Origin of the sequence: Nitrospira sp. (genome assembly GCA_024998565.1) — a bacterium.
GTDB lineage: Bacteria > Nitrospirota > Nitrospiria > Nitrospirales > Nitrospiraceae > Nitrospira_A.
Genome location: JACOEM010000008.1, coordinates 77118 through 96198 on the forward strand (window position 1 = coordinate 77118; position 19081 = coordinate 96198).

The window sequence follows — 19081 nt, forward strand, 5'->3', positions numbered from 1 at the left end:
GAGAAAACGGGGGGAGGATTCGGTCGCCCGTTAGGGGCGGAGACTGGGAAAGAGAGAGGCCAGCTGCATAGCCAGGCCCATATCACCACTGATACGCAGCCGCCCGGTCATGGCCACCATCGTGCCGCTGACCTGACCGTTCAACACCTTCAGACAATCCTCCCCCGACATCGCCAGGGTCACATGCGGATCCGGGTGGGTGCCTTCAGAAACCTGACAGACACCGTCCCGGATCTGCAGTTGGTATTGTCCTCCATCGGCGCCGTTCAGGTCGAACTGGTAGACGGCATCCAGTCCTTCGGCTGCTTCAGGATCCAGTTTACCCGCGAGTGTGGAGAAAAACGCCCGCACGGTTTTAGGTGGTGTCGGATTCATGGCATAAGGTTCCGGCAAGACAACGCCTCCTGCCGGAAACCGGAAGTATCTGTGCCCTTGGTCTAGTACCGCAACATGGCCCGATGGCTCGAACGACGGGCGCCGAAGAAGGCCTTGGAGAATTCTTCGACGACGGCCGGCTCATAACCCTTGCAACTGAAAATATCGAGATAGGCGCTGTTGGTGTCGTTGGCAAAGTGCCCGCTGATCAAGGAGGTCTCGATCAACTGCACCATGCTGTAGCCCGCCACGCGGCCTTCTCCGAAATTCACGATCTGGCAGGCGCCATACCGCTTCATTTCGATCAGTTCGCAGAGCTGCACAACGTAGGCTTCGATTTGTTTGGCGTCGCGAATACGCTCGGGAATGCAATCGTGGAGGTCAACGGAGGTGCAAATGCCCCAGGCTTTGCCGGGTCCGACAGAGTCCGGATGGACTGCGGAGTCAGCAACCCTGGCTGAAGATGATGAGATGTCGTCGGAGGTGGCACCTTCTGCGTTGTGCATATGCGATATGACCTTTCTGTTGGGAATGGTGGGAGTGGGAACACATGTTTGCAATATACTGAACGTTTGAAACCCTGTAAATATTTATCTCCGAAATTTCTCGTGCTTCCCGCACATTGACAAACTCTCGACCCCTTAGCGAGAATGCCGACCATGGCTGATACGTCGACACCCCAATCCAATCCTTCCGCACCGACCGCTGAATTGCCGGAACGTCTCTGCACCTGGTGCAAGGTCCCCATGACTAAGCGCCTGGTCGCCGGCGGCCAGTTCATTCACTATACCTGCCCCAAATGCGTGTTTCAGCATACCACCAAGCGCGCCCCCAAGACTGAGTAGGTCACCTGCCTCGGAAGGGGAGAGGCCTCCAGGCCGATCAAAGAGGTCGTGAACAAGGCCGCAGCGAGCGAACGACTGAGGCATACTGTTCCGGTATGTCGAAGGAGTGAGCGACGCGAGAACGCCGTTGGCGGCCTCTTTCATCGGCCTGCTAGTCGTAATATTTCTCTCTATAGATGGGACACAGCCCTTTGGCCTGAAGCCGGGCCGTCACGTCCTTGATCATTCCGCTCCCGCCGCAAAGATAGACGGCAAGATTGTTGACGAAGGACATCCGCTCCTCCACCAGCGTCGTCACTCGCCCACAGGCACCTTGCCACCAGGGTTCCGGCCTGGACAGCGTCGTCGCGACGGAAAAGGTGGGGTGGGCGGTGGCCAGCGCCGCCCATTCTTCCTGCCAATACAAGTCCCGCTGACTGCGAAGTCCCCAAAACAGGGTGATCGGCCGGTCCGGCGCTCGCTGCAGTTGCGCCAGAATCATGCTTCGGATCGGCGCGATGCCGGTTCCCGTCGCGACGAACAACAGGTCTCTTCCCCCATCGTCCCGCAAATAGAAAGCCCCTGCCGGCCCCTTGAACGAAGTTCGCGCTCCCACCCGTAAGCCGAACAGATAACTCGACCCCGGTCCACCCTGCACGAGATTCAGCACGAGCAGGATCCGCTCCCGCTCACCCGGCGGTGACGCAATGGAATAGGGCCTGGTCAGCGGTCGAGGCTGTCCCTCCTTCGGCACTTCGAATGACACGAACTGCCCGGGCTTAAACGTGATGCCGGCCGGCTCCAGGAGGCGCAATTCGATCTCGCGCACGTCGTGCGTGAGGTCCTGAATACGACTCACTTCAGCTGTGAACGTGTACACAGGAATCTACCCGTTAGCACTGTTGATCAGTTACGGGAAGGGAGCAGGAGATGCGTTTCATAACTCATGATACCAAGAAACGCCGCCAGCCCGAGGTAGTACAGGCCGTAGCTCACCCTGGTTGAGAGCGGCACATCGTAGTACCGTTCCGGCAGGCCGTGGGGACCGCCCCGGAAGGTCGCCATGAGGTGAGGGAGAGCCATGATGGCGATCAGCAGCAGCATGGGACTCTGATTCATGACAAAGAGCCCGATCAGAATCGGCACACCCAGCCACCAGACCTTCGGCGAGATAATAGCCGTGATGCGCCCGCCATCCAGCGGTGAGAGGGGAATGAGGTTGAACAGATTGATCATGAAGCCGGCATAAGCCAGGGCCAACAGCAATTGACTGTGGCTGTATTCTGCCGCGTAGTAGCAGGCCATGGCGGCAAACGTGCCGGCCACCGGGCCGGCGATGCCCACATAGGCCTCGGTTTCCACGTCCATCGGCTGTTCTTTGAGTTGAATCCAGGCACCCACGAACGGAATAAAGGTGGGAGCCCCGACGTTGAGGTTACGCTGCTTGGCGGCGGCATAATGCCCCAGCTCGTGGAACAGGATCAGCAGCACGAACCCCACCGCATACCACCAGCCGAAGATGAAACTATAGATCACCATCGACAGGAGCATGGTCCCGCCGGTGAGCGCAATCTTGCCCAGCTTGAGGCCGCCCAGGAGCAGCAGGAGAATTTTCACGACGACAATCCTCCGCCGCCACCCGGCTGCTCAGCCTGCGGTTTCTTCTTGAGGTATTTCGCGGCCAATCCGCCGAGCGCAATCACCAACAGCATCAACAGCTTCTTTCCTGCAATCACCAGCGGAATGATGAACCCCCAGAGCTTCGCCAAGAGGCCGGACTTGATCGCCGCGCCGGCGATGAGCGCCGACAGGCCGACCGCGGCCACCTTGTCGGTGGTACTATCGAAATCGGCATACCGTTTCCCCTCGATAAACTCCACATTGGACAACAGAAGTCCGACGTGCGGCTTCAGCATCGGCAACTGTTCCAGGGCGCCCACCATATTCATGCTGAGATACCCCTGCCGTCCCAGGGCCAGGGTGTTGTAATTGACCCCCACCGCCGATTCTCGCTCCTGCGCCGAGATCGCCCAGACCACCTTGTTCGCGGTCTTGTCGTAATGCGGCTTTTCTTCCCATCCACGAATGATCAGCGGGGGAAACCCTTGCGCCTGGCGGGTCTTGTTGTCTTCTTCCGTGCCTTCCTTAATGGAGGTCATCAGCGCATCGGCGTCCCAATTGGCCGCCTCGTCATCCTTCACATAGCCCGCATCGATATACCGGACCACCATGAACCACTGCTCACCCTCACCCATCGCCGTAACCAAACCGAGCTCCGAGCCGGACGGGAAGTTCCCCATTTGCTTCAACAATTGTTGCGTCTCTGGTCCACCAAGGAACCGATACCCCTGAGGAAGTTTCAACAGAGCCTGATCGCCCAACTTCGCTTCGGCGGGCCCCACCAGCCAGGGAAGCGCGGACGGTTTCGGCTCATCCGCGATGGCGGGCAGCGTCCACGCGCATAGCGCCAGAACGATCACCGCCATGAGCCTCAACTGATGCCCCACCATAATCAGACCTCCTTCTACCGCCTATTTATATCTTGGCATGCGGAAACAAGAGAAACACATGATCGCTGTCGAAATTGTACGATCATGACTGGATCATCTTATCGTATTCGTCGCACAGCCGGATTCAAAACGAGTTGGGGCCGTCTGAATATCGAGCCCGGGCGCCGGCCTCTCCTGTTCATCAAGTAGCCTCAGTCCCTTACTCCGTCGCACGTGCGACTCCAATTGGCCGGTCAGTACACCACCGTGGTCAATGACAGCGGCCCGACCGTCGTCTTGTCCAACACCTTGACCGCCACCCGGCCGATCACGCGACCATCTTCGGCTTCCACATCGACCCGCCAATCCCCCGGATCAAGCCCCTCCTTGAAGGTGTAGGCGCGATACCCTCCCTCACGTCCACCGGAAATCTTGAGCGGGATGCGGTCGGCATCGGTGAACGGTTGACCGGCGTCTGGGCGGTAATACCAGTGATGATAGATCGTGGTCTTGAGCGCGACCGGCGCGAACACGGCCGTAAAACAATAGACGGGATCGTCGGCCGGGAGGACGCTGTCTGAGCTCTTCCACACTTCGTACCAGGATTTCTCAAAACTCAGTTCATACCGGTCACCCGAACGCTTCACCTCGTGATACATCCCGCCGAACTTGAGCGAGAGCGGCACCGGTGGAATCCAATTCAAAAAATAGAACCCGACCAACAGCCCGATCAGGCCGAGGGCCGGCGCACCGGCCCACATCGCCTCACGAGTCGAACGATCTGAGTTGTTCCAATAGATCAACTGTACGACGCGCAGGACCACCAGCACGGTGACCGCCGCTCCGGCCAGAAAGACCGCCGCATTCATCCAGCCGGTCATCACCGGGAAGAAGAAGGTAAAAAATGCGAAACAGACGAGGGCGTAGAGACTCACCAGCAATTGCACGTTCGACAACCGGCTGCGGAGAAATTCGTTGGCCACCAGAAACGCCACCAACAGGCAGAAAAACACGGCCGTGCCGGCGAAGGTCGCGCTCTTGGAATAGAAGATCGCGTAGGCGCTGAAGAGGCCGCCCAACAGGAACTGAATGGCCATCGGGGCATAGGGTTTGGCCTGCACGACCCATTTCATGAAGAACGGCGCATCCGGCGGGAGGTCGTCGACCGTGGCTTCCTGTGTTCCCAAGCGCCCGGTCAGCACGATCAGAAAACCCAGCAGGCTCAGGTACGCCAACAGCAGCAGGTTGTCCCGCAGACGGTCGATCCGCGTCAACACCAGCGTGTCGTAGGTCACTCCGCTGAAGAAAAACAGTGGCGGCAGGTAGGGCTTGCCCAATACCGATTGGAATCGTTGCAATGAGACCATGTGCTAGATTTCAGGAGACGCAGGCGATTGTCAAACGAAGAGAGGAATTGATCGCAGAAGTCAGCAAGTGGATCAATTCAATGACGGGTCACGAACACCCGCTTTGATCAATGACAACCGGCAGCTCAACATGGTCATCCAGGCAAGGCCGCAAGGGAGAAGGAACCGCAGGCGTACCCTTTGCGGTACGTCGAGGATGCTTTCGATCTGAGAACGCAGCTGGGGGCCATGTTCAGCTGCCGACGACAATACAGGATACTCAAAACGGTTGTCCGGCAAGGCCGCAGCGAGTGAGAGGGCGAGGCGTACTCTGCCTCGTACGTCGAGCCCTGGAACGAAGCGAGAACGCCGCCGGGAACCGTTTTCAGGATCCTGTCAGATGAAGGGAGGGAGCGGCGCATACGTCACATCATACCCCAGCAGACGTTCCAGCCACGCAGCCATATGTTCTTCAGGCAAGGGCGCGCGATTCAAGCGGGCCTCCAGTTGAAAGCCTCCCGCAGTGCCGACGATTCCAATGATGGCTGACGCGTCGCCGCCCTCCGGCATCAACTCCTGCGTCTGGAATTCACAGAGCGTGCTATACAAGCGTCCCTGCGGCTCGATCGTAGCAAGCACTTCCGGCAATTCGCCCAACGCGCAATGCACGGAACAGCGGTACACCGAACGGGCGCCAGGTTGCACCGCGGCAAACGCCTCCAACGCCGGCTCCGAAAAACCCGTCAGGTAGGCACGCACACCGGCCGGCTGCGGCGCAAAGGTGGCCGCCAACCGGCTCGCCGGCACGAGAAACTCGTAGGCATCCAGGGAGTTGTATTCGAACTGACAGGGGCCGAAAGCATCCGGCCAGGAACAGAAAAACGGCGTTGCCGGATCTGCCGGCCTCAACACCAGGCTATCCTTCTCCACGGAGGTTTCCACCGGCAGATCCAACGTCCCGATGGCGTCGAGAAAGATCGCCCGCCGCTCATCGATCCATTCCACCCGCCGCGCATCCTCACGTGTTTCCCCCGGCGTCACCACCTCCTGGGTATGCAGGCGCACGCGGATAAAAGCATGGTTATGCCGGAAGCCCAGCCAGAACATGCACGCGGGATGGTGAAATCTGAGCCCCGGTTTCGTACGCCAGGGATGGCTGATGGAGCAGTAGGTGCCGACGTCCTGAAACCGCTGATAAACCGTATGGTACCCGCCGGCGAGCAGGAAAAAATCGCCCTGCCAGGCCTCGCGAATATGCAGGAGCGTGACGTCTTCCGTCGCCCAGTGATCGAGCTGATCGAACGCATCGGGAGAATCGACGGCCCAATCCTCCACATAGCAAATCACATCCCTGGCGGGATGCGCGGGCTTCAGGCCCAGGGCCGTCAGCCGCTCCCCGACCGCCAGCACCTCTCGAAAGGTCAATCGGCCCGAGGTCTCCCACCGCCGTTCACGCACAACGACCCTCCGCACTCTGCACGCGACGGCCGAACCCGCACCGCGTCACTTGGCTGACTTCAGCGTGCGGCCCTCGATCTTGGTATCGGTGATAAACCGCTCAATCCCGTCTTGCAGGAGGCCGGACATGAGCGTTTCCACATCTTCGCTGGTGAACCAGAACACCAGCTTGGTCTGTTCGCCCTGAATATTGCGCACGGTGCTGCTGTCGTCCGCGAGATTCCTGGCCTTGACGACCAGCCGGCTTTCGCCGGTCAATTTGGTATTGAACACCCGGCTTTTCGCGTTCGTCGAGAAGTCCCGGATTTCGCCCCCGATCACGATATCCGCGCCTGACACTCCGACGCCCGCCTGCACGACGCGCGCATCCCATCCGCGGCGGTTCCATCCCCGCACGCGCAACGTTTCGGCCAGCGCTTCGGCAATGGTCACTCCCGGCGCGCCTCCGCTGACATTGAAATTCGTGACCCCGCCGCCCAAATGGGTGCGTTGCCCGATCTTCGACCGGTCGGTGCGCAAATCCTCAAACGGTTCGATCACAATCTTCAACGGCTCAGTCTGGCTGCTCTGTGCGAACGGCTGTTGCGTCTGAAGATTCAGCGAAACCATTTCTCCGGTTCCGGCACAGCCCAAGAGCAGGGCCAAACCCAGTGCGACACAACACTGACCTACCATGCGACATCCCTGTGCAATCACACATCCCTCCCTGTCAGTAAGTGACCTTCCCAAAGACGCGCACAGTCTACCCAACTCGCAGCCGGATGACAAACGGGAAGGAGGCCCAGCATCAACGCGCGTAAGCTGCTCGCTGAATGCCGATGGCGGAGAAAACCCACCGCCGGAAAGAGTCGACTGCAGGGCCGATCAAGGCGTCAGGAGCGGCAGGAGACTCCGGAAGGTTGCACGGCCCACCTCCGGCAAACGCCCCTCGGCCATGGCCGGCTGATCCAGCGGCACGAACCGGGCAATCTTGAACCAGGCCCGACCGGACAAGACCGCCGCCAATTGAGCCTTGCGGTCGTGAGTAATCGGCAGGGTATAACCTTCGCCCCGCTTCCATTCCCAGAACGTGGGAGCAAGGGACAACTCCAACCCCTGACCGGCCAGCTGGTGGAATCGATCGAAGAAGTTCTTCTTGCACTGTTTGACCTGCCCCCCTTCCACAATCATGGCGAAGACGAGATGGTGGCCCCACCAGCAGAGCGAGCGAAAGGTGAACTTGTCGTCCCCGAGGAAGTGTTTGGGATAATCCAGATATTGGTAGGGGCATTCTTCAAGCCGTTCGCCCTTCACAACCTGCATTTTTGAGGGATCGAACCCTGGCGGCACCAGCAGCGCGGCCCGGCTCAGCTCTTCCTGCAACCCGGCCTGGAGTTCGGTGAGCAGATCGCGCACCTTGAGGATGATACGTTCCTTGGCACGAAACAGCTCCCCGTCCGCGACCAAGGTAAGTTCAGCGGGTGTCAGCGAGGAGTCTTGTGACGGAAAAGCCATCGTTCGTGTTCCAAGACGGGTCGGGTCCGGCAAGGTACGTTTCACGTTTTACATTTCACGTTTCAGGGCTGTTGTGCGAGAGACCGGCGGACTTTTTCAGCATCCGACTAGGACTTCTGGTGGGATTCAAACACCGACACCTGCAAATCGAATATCCGGCGACAGTCGGCGCAACGCAGGCCTACGCTGTCCCGGATGACATCCAATTCGCGAATGGTGACGGACACGGGATGCGCCTGAAGGCAGGCCTCCAACAGTTCCTTCGCCGTCGGGAGCGCCTTGGCGCCCGACATGTCGCCGTCAACCGGCACCGCCGCCACCCGCGCCACCACCTGGTTCGGTGCCATGTGATGCATCATGCGGCAGGACGTGCAGGCGATGATCAGCCGCCCCTCCTCGTCGATGCGCTTGAGCGACAGGCAGAGAGGATGGACGGCGAAGCACTGTTGTACGAAGGCGCCGCTTTGAAATCGCTGCCCCATAGCCACCTAATAGAACAGAAGGGCCAAAAGAGCCTATGGCGTATAGCTTATAGCGGAAGGCAAGAAATCGAGAGTGGGGGTACTTGCTATCAGCTATAAGCCATCAACCATACGCTCTTATCCCCTGAGATACGCTTCACGTCTTACGTTTCACGTTTTACGCTTCAACCTGCCGCTACAGCTTCGCCAACCCCAGCATCATGAGCACTCCAAGGGCGTAGGGAATCATACAGGAATACAGCACGGCATTGAAGGCTCGCTCCGGCGAGGTCGATCGAACGGTGTGATCTTTGTAAATGAACTCGTAGGCAAGAATCAGCAGCGTGAGGGTCAGCACGAAGACCCGGCTCGTACGAGGCCAGGTGTAGTGCCCGCTCACGATGAAATTGGCCGTAAAGAAGCCGCTCGAGATAAACAGGAGCGGCGCAAGCACATAGCGAAGGGTGTGGGAAAAGTAGACGTGCCAGACAGGTCTGGTGGATCGTTGCTGCGGATCGAGTAAGAGGGTCATGACCCGACTGGTGCGGGTTGGCTTGAGGGCGGCGGAACGGTTTGCTTCGCCTGTTCCTCAGCAGTCCGGCAGGTTTTGCAAATGCGCGGACGCTGCTTGAGGAATCTGATCCTCCCGCTGGCCAGACAACTATAGTGCACAAACTCATCGCACACCGCGCAACGCGACCAGCCGCCGCGCAACATCGTCTTATCACGGTAGAGACCCTGCTGGCACACCTTGCAGTTCCGAGGCTCGATCCCCAGCAGCATGGGCTCCCACTCACCAGCAGCTTTACGAATACTCATAGGGCGGGAGTATAGCGAAGGGCTCGAAGAAAAAACAAGGAGGGAGAGGAGGGAGGGTTGGCCCGGTGATCCCCCGAAAGACACGGCCGGCTCACCGTCTCGCCGGCGTGCGCAAACGTGACGCTCGTTATTCCTCGCGTCGCGCACCTCGCGCAACGCGCGGCCTCGGAAGGCCCTCGTTGGACGCGCGCAGTTGGGGGACCACCAGGCCACCCTCCAGGGGAAATAGGGGCGAGGGGAAACACTAGAAGATTACTAGGTTTATAGATGGAGTCTCTTGCGGATATCGCGCAACGACTTGGCGACTGACAGCGGCTTAGTAAGCTTTCGCTTCCAGGCGGAATATCGTTGTTCTGCCTCTGCGACCCAGGCTTCGTCCACTGAGGTCAGGCGTTCGCCGGTCATCCCTGCCATGAGTCGCTCAGCCAACCGTTCACGCTCAGTCGGCGAAAGCTTCCGGGCCTGTTTTTCAATAGTCAGGGCAAGGGTCGTCATCGGCTCCACTCCTTGAAAAATGTCTCAGAAACCCTACGCTGCTTTGGAAAACTCTACAACCTGCCGGAATTCTCTGCAACCCATGCCCCTCCTGAGACCGGTATCGTGATCGTGGGTTATGCGTCCAGCATCTTACGAATCGTTGAAAAATCGCCGTCGGTCGGCATCACGAAGAGACAGCGACCATCGCTCCGGGAGGCCCATATCTCTCCAACCGCTCGTTTCTCTTCGGCATCGACACCGTCGAAGAGATGTTTTCCCTTATATTCGACCGCCAGCGTACGGCCGTCCGTCAGTTGACACAGAAAATCAGGATAGAACCAGTCCTTGGATGTTTGCAGCCGGAAGGAAGTCGATTTGCGTGCAAGATTTCTCACCCAGAATCTCACCTGCGGCAGTCCATCGAGAAACTGCGCACATTGAAACTCTTCTGTGATCCGCCCTTCGGCCGTCTTTTCCGTCAACTCACCGGGCTTGGGTCCGAAGTAATGCTTCTGAAACTGAAAGCCGCCCTCATACACGCGGCTTGGCTCATAGCCCATAGTCTTGAAATTCATCGTGCGCTCTTCGGTCACAGTGAGCGGTGAGTCGGAAAGAAGCAGCAGCTGAAAAGACGCCTTCCGCTCACCCTCCCGATGGTCCTGAATCCGCGCCGCAATCTCATCGCGGAGCCGGAATCGATCGAGCGCCAGAGCACCGATGTCCGCAATCCCATACTTCGCCATCAGTCCACGAATAACCTTCCGAAGAAACTCTGCCGATTCCCCGACGGGAATGTCGTGGTGATCGATTTCCCGATCCAGCCAGGCGACGAGCCTTTCTAAGGGCCAGTCGTCTTGACCGCTGAAGTGAAACATCTGTTGGTGCAGCGTGCCGACAAAATCGGCATCGCCTGTATCGCCCAGCAGCGTCGTCTGGACATCACCCTTCTGTCCGACATCGATCACCCCAACCTTTCCATACGGACGAGCCAGCGGGTTATACGCCGCAGGCAACGACGCATCCTTCTCGCTCAGCTTCCAGGGGTGGTCGAGCAAAAAGGTGCTTTCGAACTCGTACAGCATGCCGTTCTCGGCAAAGCAGAGCAGCGGCACAAGAAAGTCTAACTGCTGCTCATACGGCGAGGGCTTTCTCGGCTTTCCAGTTCCGCCGAAGGCTTGCTCCGCCTGACGGACCATCTCCGCGGCTTCCGCGAGCCTGGCTTTGGCGCCCGGAGTCGTGACACAGCTTTGCACCTTTTCCAGGTCATCGTGGTCGAGCGGCACGACTATGGTGATGGCGCCGCTGGCGGCATCGATCCGCACCTTTCCGCCAAGCGCGGGCTCCTGGACCTGGACGACTGTGGGATCGATCTCGTCAGGACCAACGGTCACAGTCTGCGGTTGCACACCAAGCGGCAGCGTGCCTTGCGGCACGGAAAGAATGATCCGTTCGGCCTCTGCCTTCGTAAACCCATTGTGTTCCAATGCCTCGCGCAGCTCCGCCAATACTGTTGTAATCGAATCCGAAACGGAGAAGGCATAGGCGCAATTCAGGTCAGGATGCCGCTTCGCCTGCGCATTCGGCAGGCGAAGAATGCGCCCGACAATTTGCTCAATCGCCGTGGCCGACCAGGTCTCTTTCAAGCTGCAGAGCACATAGGCAAAGGGGCAATCCCACCCCTCGCGCAATTTCTCCACCGTGATGATCACCCGAACCGGGCACTTCGGCGAGGCGATATCCTTCACCCCTTTGAGTTCATCGAGCCTGCCGACGGAAATCTTCACCTCGTCGTTTGAAAGCCCGAACTCGCGCACCAACCGCTCACGCAGCGGTTCACAGGCATCGACCCGCTCAGCCTGAATCAAAAGAATGGGACGGATATATTCGGTCGTCTGCTGCCCTTCCAGGGCGGCGAGCCTTTCCAGATCGGCCCGAAGCGTGAGGGCTTCCGCCAGCAGTTGGTCCCGCTGACTCGGGTGTCTGGTGACCACCCGCAACGGCAACTTGACCATCTGCGCCATTTTGAGTTCCGCCGCCGAGACACGATGCAGCACGTTGGACGGAGTCTTTTCGCGTGCCGGCGTCGCCGTAAACTCGACGATGCACGAGGGCAGGACGTTGCCGAGCGTCGCAAAGGACAGATCGGTCCGGGCATTGTGCGCCTCATCCACGATCACGATCGGCCGCCGAAGCCGCAGCGCGTTGACCAACGATGGTTTGGGCTTTCCGTCCACACCGGGGAATAGGTCCCCAAGGCGGTCGGGAGGCACATTCATCACATGTTCGGAAAACGCGCCGTTTTGGTCGTAGACCCTGCGCCCGGTCGTGTCCTCGACGCGAAACGATTGAATGGTGGACACGATCACCACCGTTTGCCCGTCGACAGCTGCACGCGACAAACGCAATGCCTCGTCGATGGTCATCACTTCGACCGCCCCGCACGCCAATTCCAGCGCACGGCGGTACGGATGGCGTGGATCGCGCAACGCATCCGCCGTTTGATCCAGAATCGTATTGCTCGGCACCAACCAGAGCACCACCGCTCGCTCGGCCCGCATGAACTGGCGCTGAGCCAATCCAGCCGCATAACAGGCGAGCAAGGTCTTGCCGCCCCCGGTCGGTACGCGCAAACAGACATAGGGCATGTCCGGCCCAAGCCCTGCAGCCGAGACCGGAAAGTAGGGCGCTGCCTCACCGAATCGGCGCGTGACTTCCCGAAAGGCGATCTCCGGATTTTTGGTCTGGGCAGTGAGGCGAAAGAAGTCACCTAACGACTCTAATACCCGCTCCTGATAGTCTTTGAGCGTAATCACGCCTTGCCCTTCGACTGAAAGCCGATGCGGCGTGTGGGAGCATCCGGAGGCGGCTGCAACAGCGGCAACAGCTTCTCGTAGACATCCAGCAAGGCCGTGTCGTGCTCTAGCAACGTGCGATCGATTTCGGCCAAACGTTTCAGAATGGCGTGATTCGCGGCAACATGCTCGCGCAGGCGGACAAACGCCCGCACCACAAACACACTCATCTGGACCGCCCGCTCGCTGCGAAGAATGTTCGCGGCCATCACGGCACCATGTTCCGTGAAAGCCCAGGGGCAATACCGACGCCCGCCGTGGGAGGTGGTCACAATCTGTGACCACCTCGGATGAACCTCCGTCGATTCAGCATGTTGCAAACTTGAGGTCGCAAATTGCGACCTCAAGTTGCCGAACTCAGTAGTCGTCAGTTGAAAGGCGAAATCATGCGGGAACCGCTGTCGGTTCCGTTTGAATGCCTCATTGAATCGTTTTGTCGTTACTCCATAGAGGCGAGCCAAGTCGGCATCAAGAATCACGCGCTGATTCCTGATGACAAGAATCAACGGCTCCAGGGGACCATGCGGGGGCGATTTCTTGCGAGTAGCCATGCGTCAACTCACCTTGATCTCGTAGGGCGTCTGCCTGATCAGAATCCGCTCCGCCTGCAGCCGGTCTTTCCCCAACAGGCAGCCGGCACAATAGATCACTTTCTGCCCGTCGAACTTCGGAAGTTTCGCCAACACTGCGCGGGTCAGCACGTTGCCCCCTTGAGCACTTTTATCGTCGAGGATGCCGTTGTAGAGCAGATAGACCCCCACGCCGCGACACTCACCCAGGAACGGCGACTTGGTCACACGCCCACGCGGCAAGGGCTCGCCCGTTTCGGTGAAATAGACATGCCTTGCCAAATCGGCAAAGCTCACAGTCTCACGGATCTTGCCGCTCTCATCGAACAGCGGCTCTCCTAACTCGCAGTAGCGGAACCCGCCGCCGAGGCCTTCGACTTTCTCCCCCTTGGCATTCTTGTAGCCCTCCGAGACCCGGCGTACCCGTTCGGCAGTAATGTCGCTGGCGATCTGCGGCTCCATTTCGACAAGGATGAAGCGGCGCGGCTCTGTATCCTGAGCGGCGTTGTTCAACGTCAATGTGGCATGTCCTGTCGTCCCGGAACCAGCGAAGGAGTCAAGAATTAGATCACCAGGGCTTGTTGCCTGCTCGATAAGGAGGCCAATAAGTTGCGACGGTTTTGGAAAGGCAAAGGCCTTCGGCCCCATTATCTCTGCGAGTTCCTTCGTTGCCACAACATTGCCTGGTGCGTCTAATACCGTCGAAAACCCTGTCGTTGCAGATTGCATATCCGATATGAACCGCTTAAGCCTGGGACGTCCTTCCCGCTTCCGTGGCCATAAAATTCGGTTGTCTTCGATAAGTTCTGCCATGCGCTCTCGCCCGTAAAGCCATCCTCGGGATGGGTGAGGCTTATAGCTTATGCCCGTCTTCGGATTGACGATTTCATAGTGAAGATTGGGGCGCTCGGCAGGATTCGCTAACCCAGTTAAGTTGTCACTCATCCAAGGACCGCGCGAATCATTGTCGGAATTCGTGTACTTGCCAAGGTCCTTAGCTTGACCTTGCACACGGAACCCTGCAGTTCGTTGGTAGCACAGAATATATTCGTGATCGCCTGAAATGCCATTTAGGTTTCGGCTGTCCGTGGCCGTTCGCCGCTTCCAAATAAATGTTGCAACGTGATTTTCAGCACCAAAAGTTTCGTTCATTGTCAACTTTAGGCGTTCATATTCATGATCATCGATGCTTATTAGAATCACACCATCTTGCCGCAGAAACTGCCGCAACAGCGCGAGCCGCGGATACATCATGCAGAGCCAGCGGTCATGGCGATCGAGCGTTTCGCCCTCTTTGCCGACGACCTTGCCGAGCCACTCTCGCATTAACGGGCTGTTCACATTGTCGTTGTAGACCCAATTCTCGTTGCCCGTGTTGTACGGCGGGTCGATGTAGATGCACTTCACCTGCCCTGCGTAATAGGGAAGTAACGCTTTTAGGGCTACCAGGTTGTCACCCTGCACGATGAGGTTGCCCTCGCCCGGCTCGCCGCACGCGAGATCCGGCACATCCTTCAGCAGATGAAACGGCACCTGCCGGTGGTGGTTGACCACCGCCTCTTTTCCGATCCAATTCAACGTGGGCATGCAACAGTCCTCTGAGCCTGAGCCGCTGAGGGATACCCGTTTCCCATCGGGAAATCAACCAAGCCCGCTATCAAAGCAGATGCATCTCCGTTTCATTCATCCAACTCATCTTAATGGCCCTCCAAGCTTGCCCGAACCTCTCCCCCAGGGCTGGCGTCCGGCGATCCTCAACTGCGCGCGTCGAACGAGGCCCTTCCTAGGGCGCGCGTTCCGCGAGCAAGAGGATGCCGGACGCCGGCCCTCCCCGTACATCATGACAATCCTTCCAAGCTCGCTTGCTTCCCCTTTAGGGAGGGTGGTCTGGTTGGTCTCCTACTGCGCGCCATCGACCGAGCACATTCTGATCGTGCGCGGTCTGCGAGGTGCGCGACGCGAGGAATAACGAGCGTCACGGTTGCGCACGCCGGCGAGACGGTGAGCCGGCCGTGTCTTCCAGGAGACTAACAGGCCACCCTCCCGCTCCCCGTTTGACACTCCCCGAACCCCTTTGTTACTCTCTCGCGCACATGAAGACGCACAGCCCCCTGAGCACTCCGGCATGAGCCCCACGGGCCAACTGACCCCGACCGGTCTGGACATCCGCCAGTACCTCGAACGGAAACGCGAGGAGGTGGATCAGTATCTGCAATCGGTCATTCCGAGTGCCGAAACCATGCCCACGACGCTGCATGAGAGCATGCGGTACAGCCTGTTCGCAGGTGGGAAACGGGTCCGGCCCATTCTGGCCATTGCCGCCGCCGAAGCGGTCGGCCACGCTGGCAAGGCTGTTTTGCCCGTTGCGTCCTCACTGGAATTGATCCACACCTATTCCCTCATTCACGACGATCTCCCGGCGATGGACAACGACGATTTTCGCCGCGGGAAACCGACGAACCACAAAGTCTACGGCGAAGCGATGGCGATCCTGGCCGGCGACGCGCTGCTGACCATGGCCTTCGAACTCTGCGCCCGCGCGAATGCCGAGCACAATCTCGATGCCGCGCGCCAGGTTCAGCTGATCCGTGAACTGGCTATCGGATCGGGCAATCTCGGCATGGTGGGCGGGCAGGTCCTCGACATTCAGGCCGAAAACAAGGACATCGACCTCGCCACATTGCAATCCATCCACAAACACAAGACCGGGATGCTCATTCGAGCGGCCGTGCGGATGGGCGCGATTACGGCCGGGGCGACGCCCGCACAACTCGACGACCTGACCTTCTATGCCGAACAGATCGGCCTGGCCTTCCAAATCGCCGACGATGTGCTGAACGTCACCGGCACGCGTGAGGAACTCGGCAAGAATCCCAACACCGACGCCCAACGCGGCAAAAAAACCTACCCGACGTTTTACGGCGTCGAGGGAGCCAAGCAACTGGCGGAAGAGTGCGTCACTCGCGCCAATGACCGGCTTGCCTCCTTCGGCACAAAAGCCGATCCACTCCGCGAACTAGCCCGGTATATCACCTCGCGGAAAAATTAACCGTGAGGCGTGAAACGTAAGACGTGAAACGCGACCCCCTCGTCCAGACCATCATCTCTCCCAACATACCTTTCACCTTGGCCGTTTCACTTTTTACGTCTTCCCCATGAAAGCTCTCGTCACCGGCGCAACAGGGTTTGTCGGCGGGGCTGTGGCGCGGGCCCTGCTCAAGAGTGGGGTCGAAGTCCGCGTGCTCGCTCGAAAAGGTGCAGACCTCCAAAACCTCACCGGACTCCCCGTCGAGCAGGTTGATGGAGACCTACGCAACCCCGAGTCGCTCCGGCGTGCCCTCAGCGGTTGCCGGCAGCTCTATCACGTGGCGGCCCATTACGCTCTCTGGGCAAAAGACCCGTCGATCTTCTACGACATCAACGTCACCGGCACGCGAACCCTACTGGAGGCGGCCCGCGAAGTCGGCATCGAACGAACCGTCTACTGCAGCACCATCGGCGCAATCGGCCTGCCGCCGGGCGGGGGATTGGGAACGGAAGAGACGCCGGTGTCGCTGGAGCAGATGGCCGGCCATTACAAACGTTCGAAGTATCTGGCCGAGCAGGAAGTGTTGAAACTTGCGCGCGAAGGCCTGCCGGTCGTGATCGTGAACCCCAGCGCACCGGTCGGCGAAGCAGACGTGAAACCCACTCCCACCGGCCAGATCATCGTCGACTTCATGAAGGGCCGCATGCCCGCCTACATCGAAACCGGCATGAACCTGATCGACGTGGACGACGTGGCCCAAGGCCACCTGCTCGCCATGCAGAAGGGCCGGCAGGGCGAACGCTATATTCTCGGCAACAAGAATCTGCTCCTCAACGACGTGTTCCAGATCCTCAGCCGGATCACCGGGGTGAAGGCCCCGACCATCAAACTCCCGCGCCTCGCCATTCTGCCGCTGGCCTATGCGAATCAGTGGATCTCAAACCTTACGGGGGTGCCCCCGCGCATTCCGCTCGAAGGGGTGAAGATGGCCAAGTACAAGATGCATTACGATTGCAGTAAGGCGATCCGGGAGCTCGGCCTGCCCCAAACACCGGTCGAGGTTGCGCTGGAAAAGGCGGTGCGGTGGTTCCGATCACATGGCTACGTGTAGGCGAATGCTGAAAAAGCCTCCCAACTGCGTTCTCGGCTGGACAAGATCCTCTACGTACCCAGGGAGAAAGAGCTGTCCCGGCAGCTCGGGGTGGGTAAGAACTGGTACGCCTCCGGTCTTGTCGTCGCCTGCGGCCTTGCCCGAGACAGGGCCGTGTCTTGACGCGCCGAGGTGGGCGGGTAAGAACGTGACCTGTTTGAGCATTCGTTGATCCCCCGATGGAACTCCTTTTCCTTTTCTTTAAAACCATTCTCCTCCGCCCCTACGTCTTTGCCTTCCTCGCCGCGTTTCTAGTTTCGGCCATCTCATTGATCGGCTGGCCGCGCACCTGGCGCTTCTGGCTCATCAGCTGGATCACCGCCTTCGTCTGCGAGTTTTCTTCGACACGCAACGGCATTCCCTTCGGCTGGTACCATTACAACGGCTCAACGGTCGGGCAGGAACTTTACTTCTCCAATATCCCCTTCATGGACTCGATCTCGTTCTCGTTCCTGCTGTTCGCCAGTTATTGCCTGGCGCTGTTGTTTCTCTTGCCGATACGGGCAGGCGCCAGCACCGACAGGGCACCACGGCTTCACGATCTGAAGTTCGATCTGCCGTTCCGGACGAGTTGGCCGGTGTTCGCCTTGACGGTGCTGTTCTTCGCCTTCATCGATATGGTCATCGATCCGGTCGCCTTGCGAGGGGACCGTTGGTTTCTGGGAAAGATTTATTACTACCCGGATCCCGGCGTGCATTTCGGCGTCCCGATGGCGAACTATGTCGGGTGGGCGGTCGTCGGCGCCATCTCCCTGTTGATCTACTTTCCATTGGACCGGCGGCTCAACCGGCCCTTGCCGCAACACCGTCCCTCAATCACGCATCGCCTGTTGCTGGGCGGCGGACTCTATTATGGAGTGCTGGCCTTTAACCTGGCCATGACGTTCTGGATCGGCGAAACCCTTCAAGGCACCACCGGCCTCCTCATGTATGTGCCGATAACGACCATCCTGTTGCTACGCCTGCTCACGCCTGCGACACAATCTACATAAACACACCCGAAGCAGGCCCCCTCGAACCCCGCCGTGATTGGCATTCATTTGATCGAGACTGTATAGTGTTCACAGGCGTTGCGCCTGCACTGGAAGGTTTGTCTCCGATGAAAAAACTGTGCGGACTGTTGATGATCGGTTTCCTCGCCGCCCTGGGAATCCTCGGGTGGTTCGGGTATCAGTCCTATAGCACCGGCTTCAGCGCCAAGGCTGAGCCGAACGAGCTGGAGGTGCTGATCGCCAGACAACTCCGCCACCTGGCCATTCCGTATGAGAATCGGCAACTCCGGAACCCGCTGCCCGTCACGCAGGAGCTGATGAAGGAGGCCCGTGCCCACTTCGCCGACCATTGCGCCTCGTGCCATGCGAACAACGGCAGCGGGGAGACCGTGATCGGCAAGAACGTTTACCCCAAAGCACCGGACCTTCGCCTGCGGGACACGCAAACCATGTCCGACGGAGAATTGTTCTTCATCATTCAGAACGGCATTCGCTTCACCGCCATGCCCGGCTGGGGCACCGGCGATCCGGCGAAGGACAGCGGCAGCTGGCAACTGGTGCATTTCATCCGGCATCTTCCCAGTGTGACCGAAGAAGAATTACAGGAAATGGCCGGCTTGAATCCAAAGACCAAGAAAGAACTCCAGGAAGAAGCCCTGTTCGACCAGTTTCTGGGCGGTGACGACGCCGCAGCCTCCAAGGCCGCCGGCTCGCATCATCATTAATTCGCGAACGAAAGGACCACCC

General features: G+C 59.0%; 20 protein-coding genes. 5 read left to right on the forward strand and 15 right to left on the reverse strand.

What is annotated here, in order from left to right; genetic code table 11:
- Nucleotides 1-30 precede the first annotated feature (30 nt).
- Both H8K11_13750 and H8K11_13755 read right to left on the reverse strand, forming a co-directional pair.
- Nucleotides 31-375 (reverse strand): SCP2 sterol-binding domain-containing protein, encoded by a 345-nt coding sequence (locus tag H8K11_13750; GenBank protein MCS6264814.1) that lies wholly within the window; start codon nucleotides 373-375, stop codon nucleotides 31-33.
- Nucleotides 376-437: 62 nt separating this feature from the next.
- A complete protein-coding gene (locus H8K11_13755) occupies nucleotides 438-881 on the reverse strand; it encodes an S-adenosylmethionine decarboxylase (protein MCS6264815.1) in 444 nt (147 codons plus the stop codon).
- Nucleotides 882-1034: 153 nt separating this feature from the next.
- Here H8K11_13755 and H8K11_13760 point away from each other — a divergent pair, with 153 nt between their 5' ends.
- A complete protein-coding gene (locus H8K11_13760; GenBank protein ID MCS6264816.1) occupies nucleotides 1035-1220 on the forward strand; it encodes a hypothetical protein in 186 nt (61 codons plus the stop codon).
- Nucleotides 1221-1371: 151 nt separating this feature from the next.
- Here H8K11_13760 and H8K11_13765 read toward each other — a convergent pair whose 3' ends face one another.
- The 13 genes from H8K11_13765 to H8K11_13825 form a co-directional block, all read right to left on the reverse strand.
- Entirely contained in the window at nucleotides 1372-2079 is a 708-nt protein-coding gene (locus H8K11_13765; GenBank protein MCS6264817.1) for a hypothetical protein, read from the reverse strand.
- Nucleotides 2080-2105: 26 nt separating this feature from the next.
- The gene (locus H8K11_13770; protein ID MCS6264818.1) at nucleotides 2106-2816 is read right to left on the reverse strand and encodes a site-2 protease family protein; all 711 of its coding nucleotides are present in this window, start codon (nucleotides 2814-2816) and stop codon (nucleotides 2106-2108) included.
- Nucleotides 2813-3709 (reverse strand): DUF2167 domain-containing protein, encoded by an 897-nt coding sequence (locus tag H8K11_13775; GenBank protein ID MCS6264819.1) that lies wholly within the window; start codon nucleotides 3707-3709, stop codon nucleotides 2813-2815. The genes H8K11_13770 and H8K11_13775 overlap by 4 nt, the downstream gene beginning before the upstream one ends.
- A gap of 233 nt (nucleotides 3710-3942) precedes the next feature.
- Nucleotides 3943-5055 (reverse strand): DUF2914 domain-containing protein, encoded by a 1113-nt coding sequence (locus H8K11_13780; protein ID MCS6264820.1) that lies wholly within the window; start codon nucleotides 5053-5055, stop codon nucleotides 3943-3945.
- 375 nt (nucleotides 5056-5430) lie between these two features.
- Entirely contained in the window at nucleotides 5431-6492 is a 1062-nt protein-coding gene (locus H8K11_13785; GenBank protein MCS6264821.1) for a hypothetical protein, read from the reverse strand.
- Nucleotides 6493-6537: 45 nt separating this feature from the next.
- The gene (locus H8K11_13790; GenBank protein ID MCS6264822.1) at nucleotides 6538-7167 is read right to left on the reverse strand and encodes a hypothetical protein; all 630 of its coding nucleotides are present in this window, start codon (nucleotides 7165-7167) and stop codon (nucleotides 6538-6540) included.
- A 189-nt stretch (nucleotides 7168-7356) separates the two neighbouring features.
- Nucleotides 7357-7986, reverse strand: a complete 630-nt coding sequence (locus H8K11_13795; protein MCS6264823.1) for a hypothetical protein — start codon at nucleotides 7984-7986, stop codon at nucleotides 7357-7359.
- Between the two features lie 107 nt (nucleotides 7987-8093).
- Nucleotides 8094-8468 carry a hypothetical protein gene (locus tag H8K11_13800; GenBank protein ID MCS6264824.1) on the reverse strand — a complete coding sequence of 125 codons (375 nt, stop codon included), beginning with the start codon at nucleotides 8466-8468 and terminating at the stop codon, nucleotides 8094-8096.
- A gap of 175 nt (nucleotides 8469-8643) precedes the next feature.
- Nucleotides 8644-8979: a hypothetical protein gene (locus H8K11_13805; GenBank protein MCS6264825.1), complete on the reverse strand. Its 336-nt coding sequence runs from the start codon at nucleotides 8977-8979 to the stop codon at nucleotides 8644-8646.
- Between the two features lie 548 nt (nucleotides 8980-9527).
- Nucleotides 9528-9761, reverse strand: coding sequence for an addiction module protein (locus H8K11_13810; protein MCS6264826.1), 234 nt, complete (start codon nucleotides 9759-9761; stop codon nucleotides 9528-9530).
- 116 nt (nucleotides 9762-9877) lie between these two features.
- Nucleotides 9878-12556 (reverse strand): DEAD/DEAH box helicase family protein, encoded by a 2679-nt coding sequence (locus H8K11_13815; protein ID MCS6264827.1) that lies wholly within the window; start codon nucleotides 12554-12556, stop codon nucleotides 9878-9880.
- A complete protein-coding gene (locus tag H8K11_13820; protein ID MCS6264828.1) occupies nucleotides 12553-13146 on the reverse strand; it encodes an ORF6N domain-containing protein in 594 nt (197 codons plus the stop codon). Before H8K11_13820 ends, H8K11_13815 begins: the two co-directional genes overlap by 4 nt.
- Nucleotides 13147-13149: 3 nt before the next feature.
- A complete protein-coding gene (locus tag H8K11_13825) occupies nucleotides 13150-14751 on the reverse strand; it encodes a site-specific DNA-methyltransferase (protein ID MCS6264829.1) in 1602 nt (533 codons plus the stop codon).
- Between the two features lie 571 nt (nucleotides 14752-15322).
- Here H8K11_13825 and H8K11_13830 point away from each other — a divergent pair.
- The 4 genes from H8K11_13830 to H8K11_13845 all read left to right on the forward strand — a co-directional run bounded on the left by H8K11_13830 (nucleotide 15323) and on the right by H8K11_13845 (nucleotide 19059).
- Nucleotides 15323-16213, forward strand: a complete 891-nt coding sequence (locus H8K11_13830) for a polyprenyl synthetase family protein (GenBank protein ID MCS6264830.1) — start codon at nucleotides 15323-15325, stop codon at nucleotides 16211-16213.
- A 106-nt stretch (nucleotides 16214-16319) separates the two neighbouring features.
- The gene (locus H8K11_13835) at nucleotides 16320-17303 is read left to right on the forward strand and encodes an NAD-dependent epimerase/dehydratase family protein (protein ID MCS6264831.1); all 984 of its coding nucleotides are present in this window, start codon (nucleotides 16320-16322) and stop codon (nucleotides 17301-17303) included.
- Between the two features lie 218 nt (nucleotides 17304-17521).
- Nucleotides 17522-18334 carry a carotenoid biosynthesis protein gene (locus H8K11_13840; protein ID MCS6264832.1) on the forward strand — a complete coding sequence of 271 codons (813 nt, stop codon included), beginning with the start codon at nucleotides 17522-17524 and terminating at the stop codon, nucleotides 18332-18334.
- Nucleotides 18335-18441: 107 nt separating this feature from the next.
- Nucleotides 18442-19059 (forward strand): c-type cytochrome, encoded by a 618-nt coding sequence (locus H8K11_13845; protein ID MCS6264833.1) that lies wholly within the window; start codon nucleotides 18442-18444, stop codon nucleotides 19057-19059.
- The last annotated feature ends 22 nt before the right edge of the window (nucleotides 19060-19081 follow it).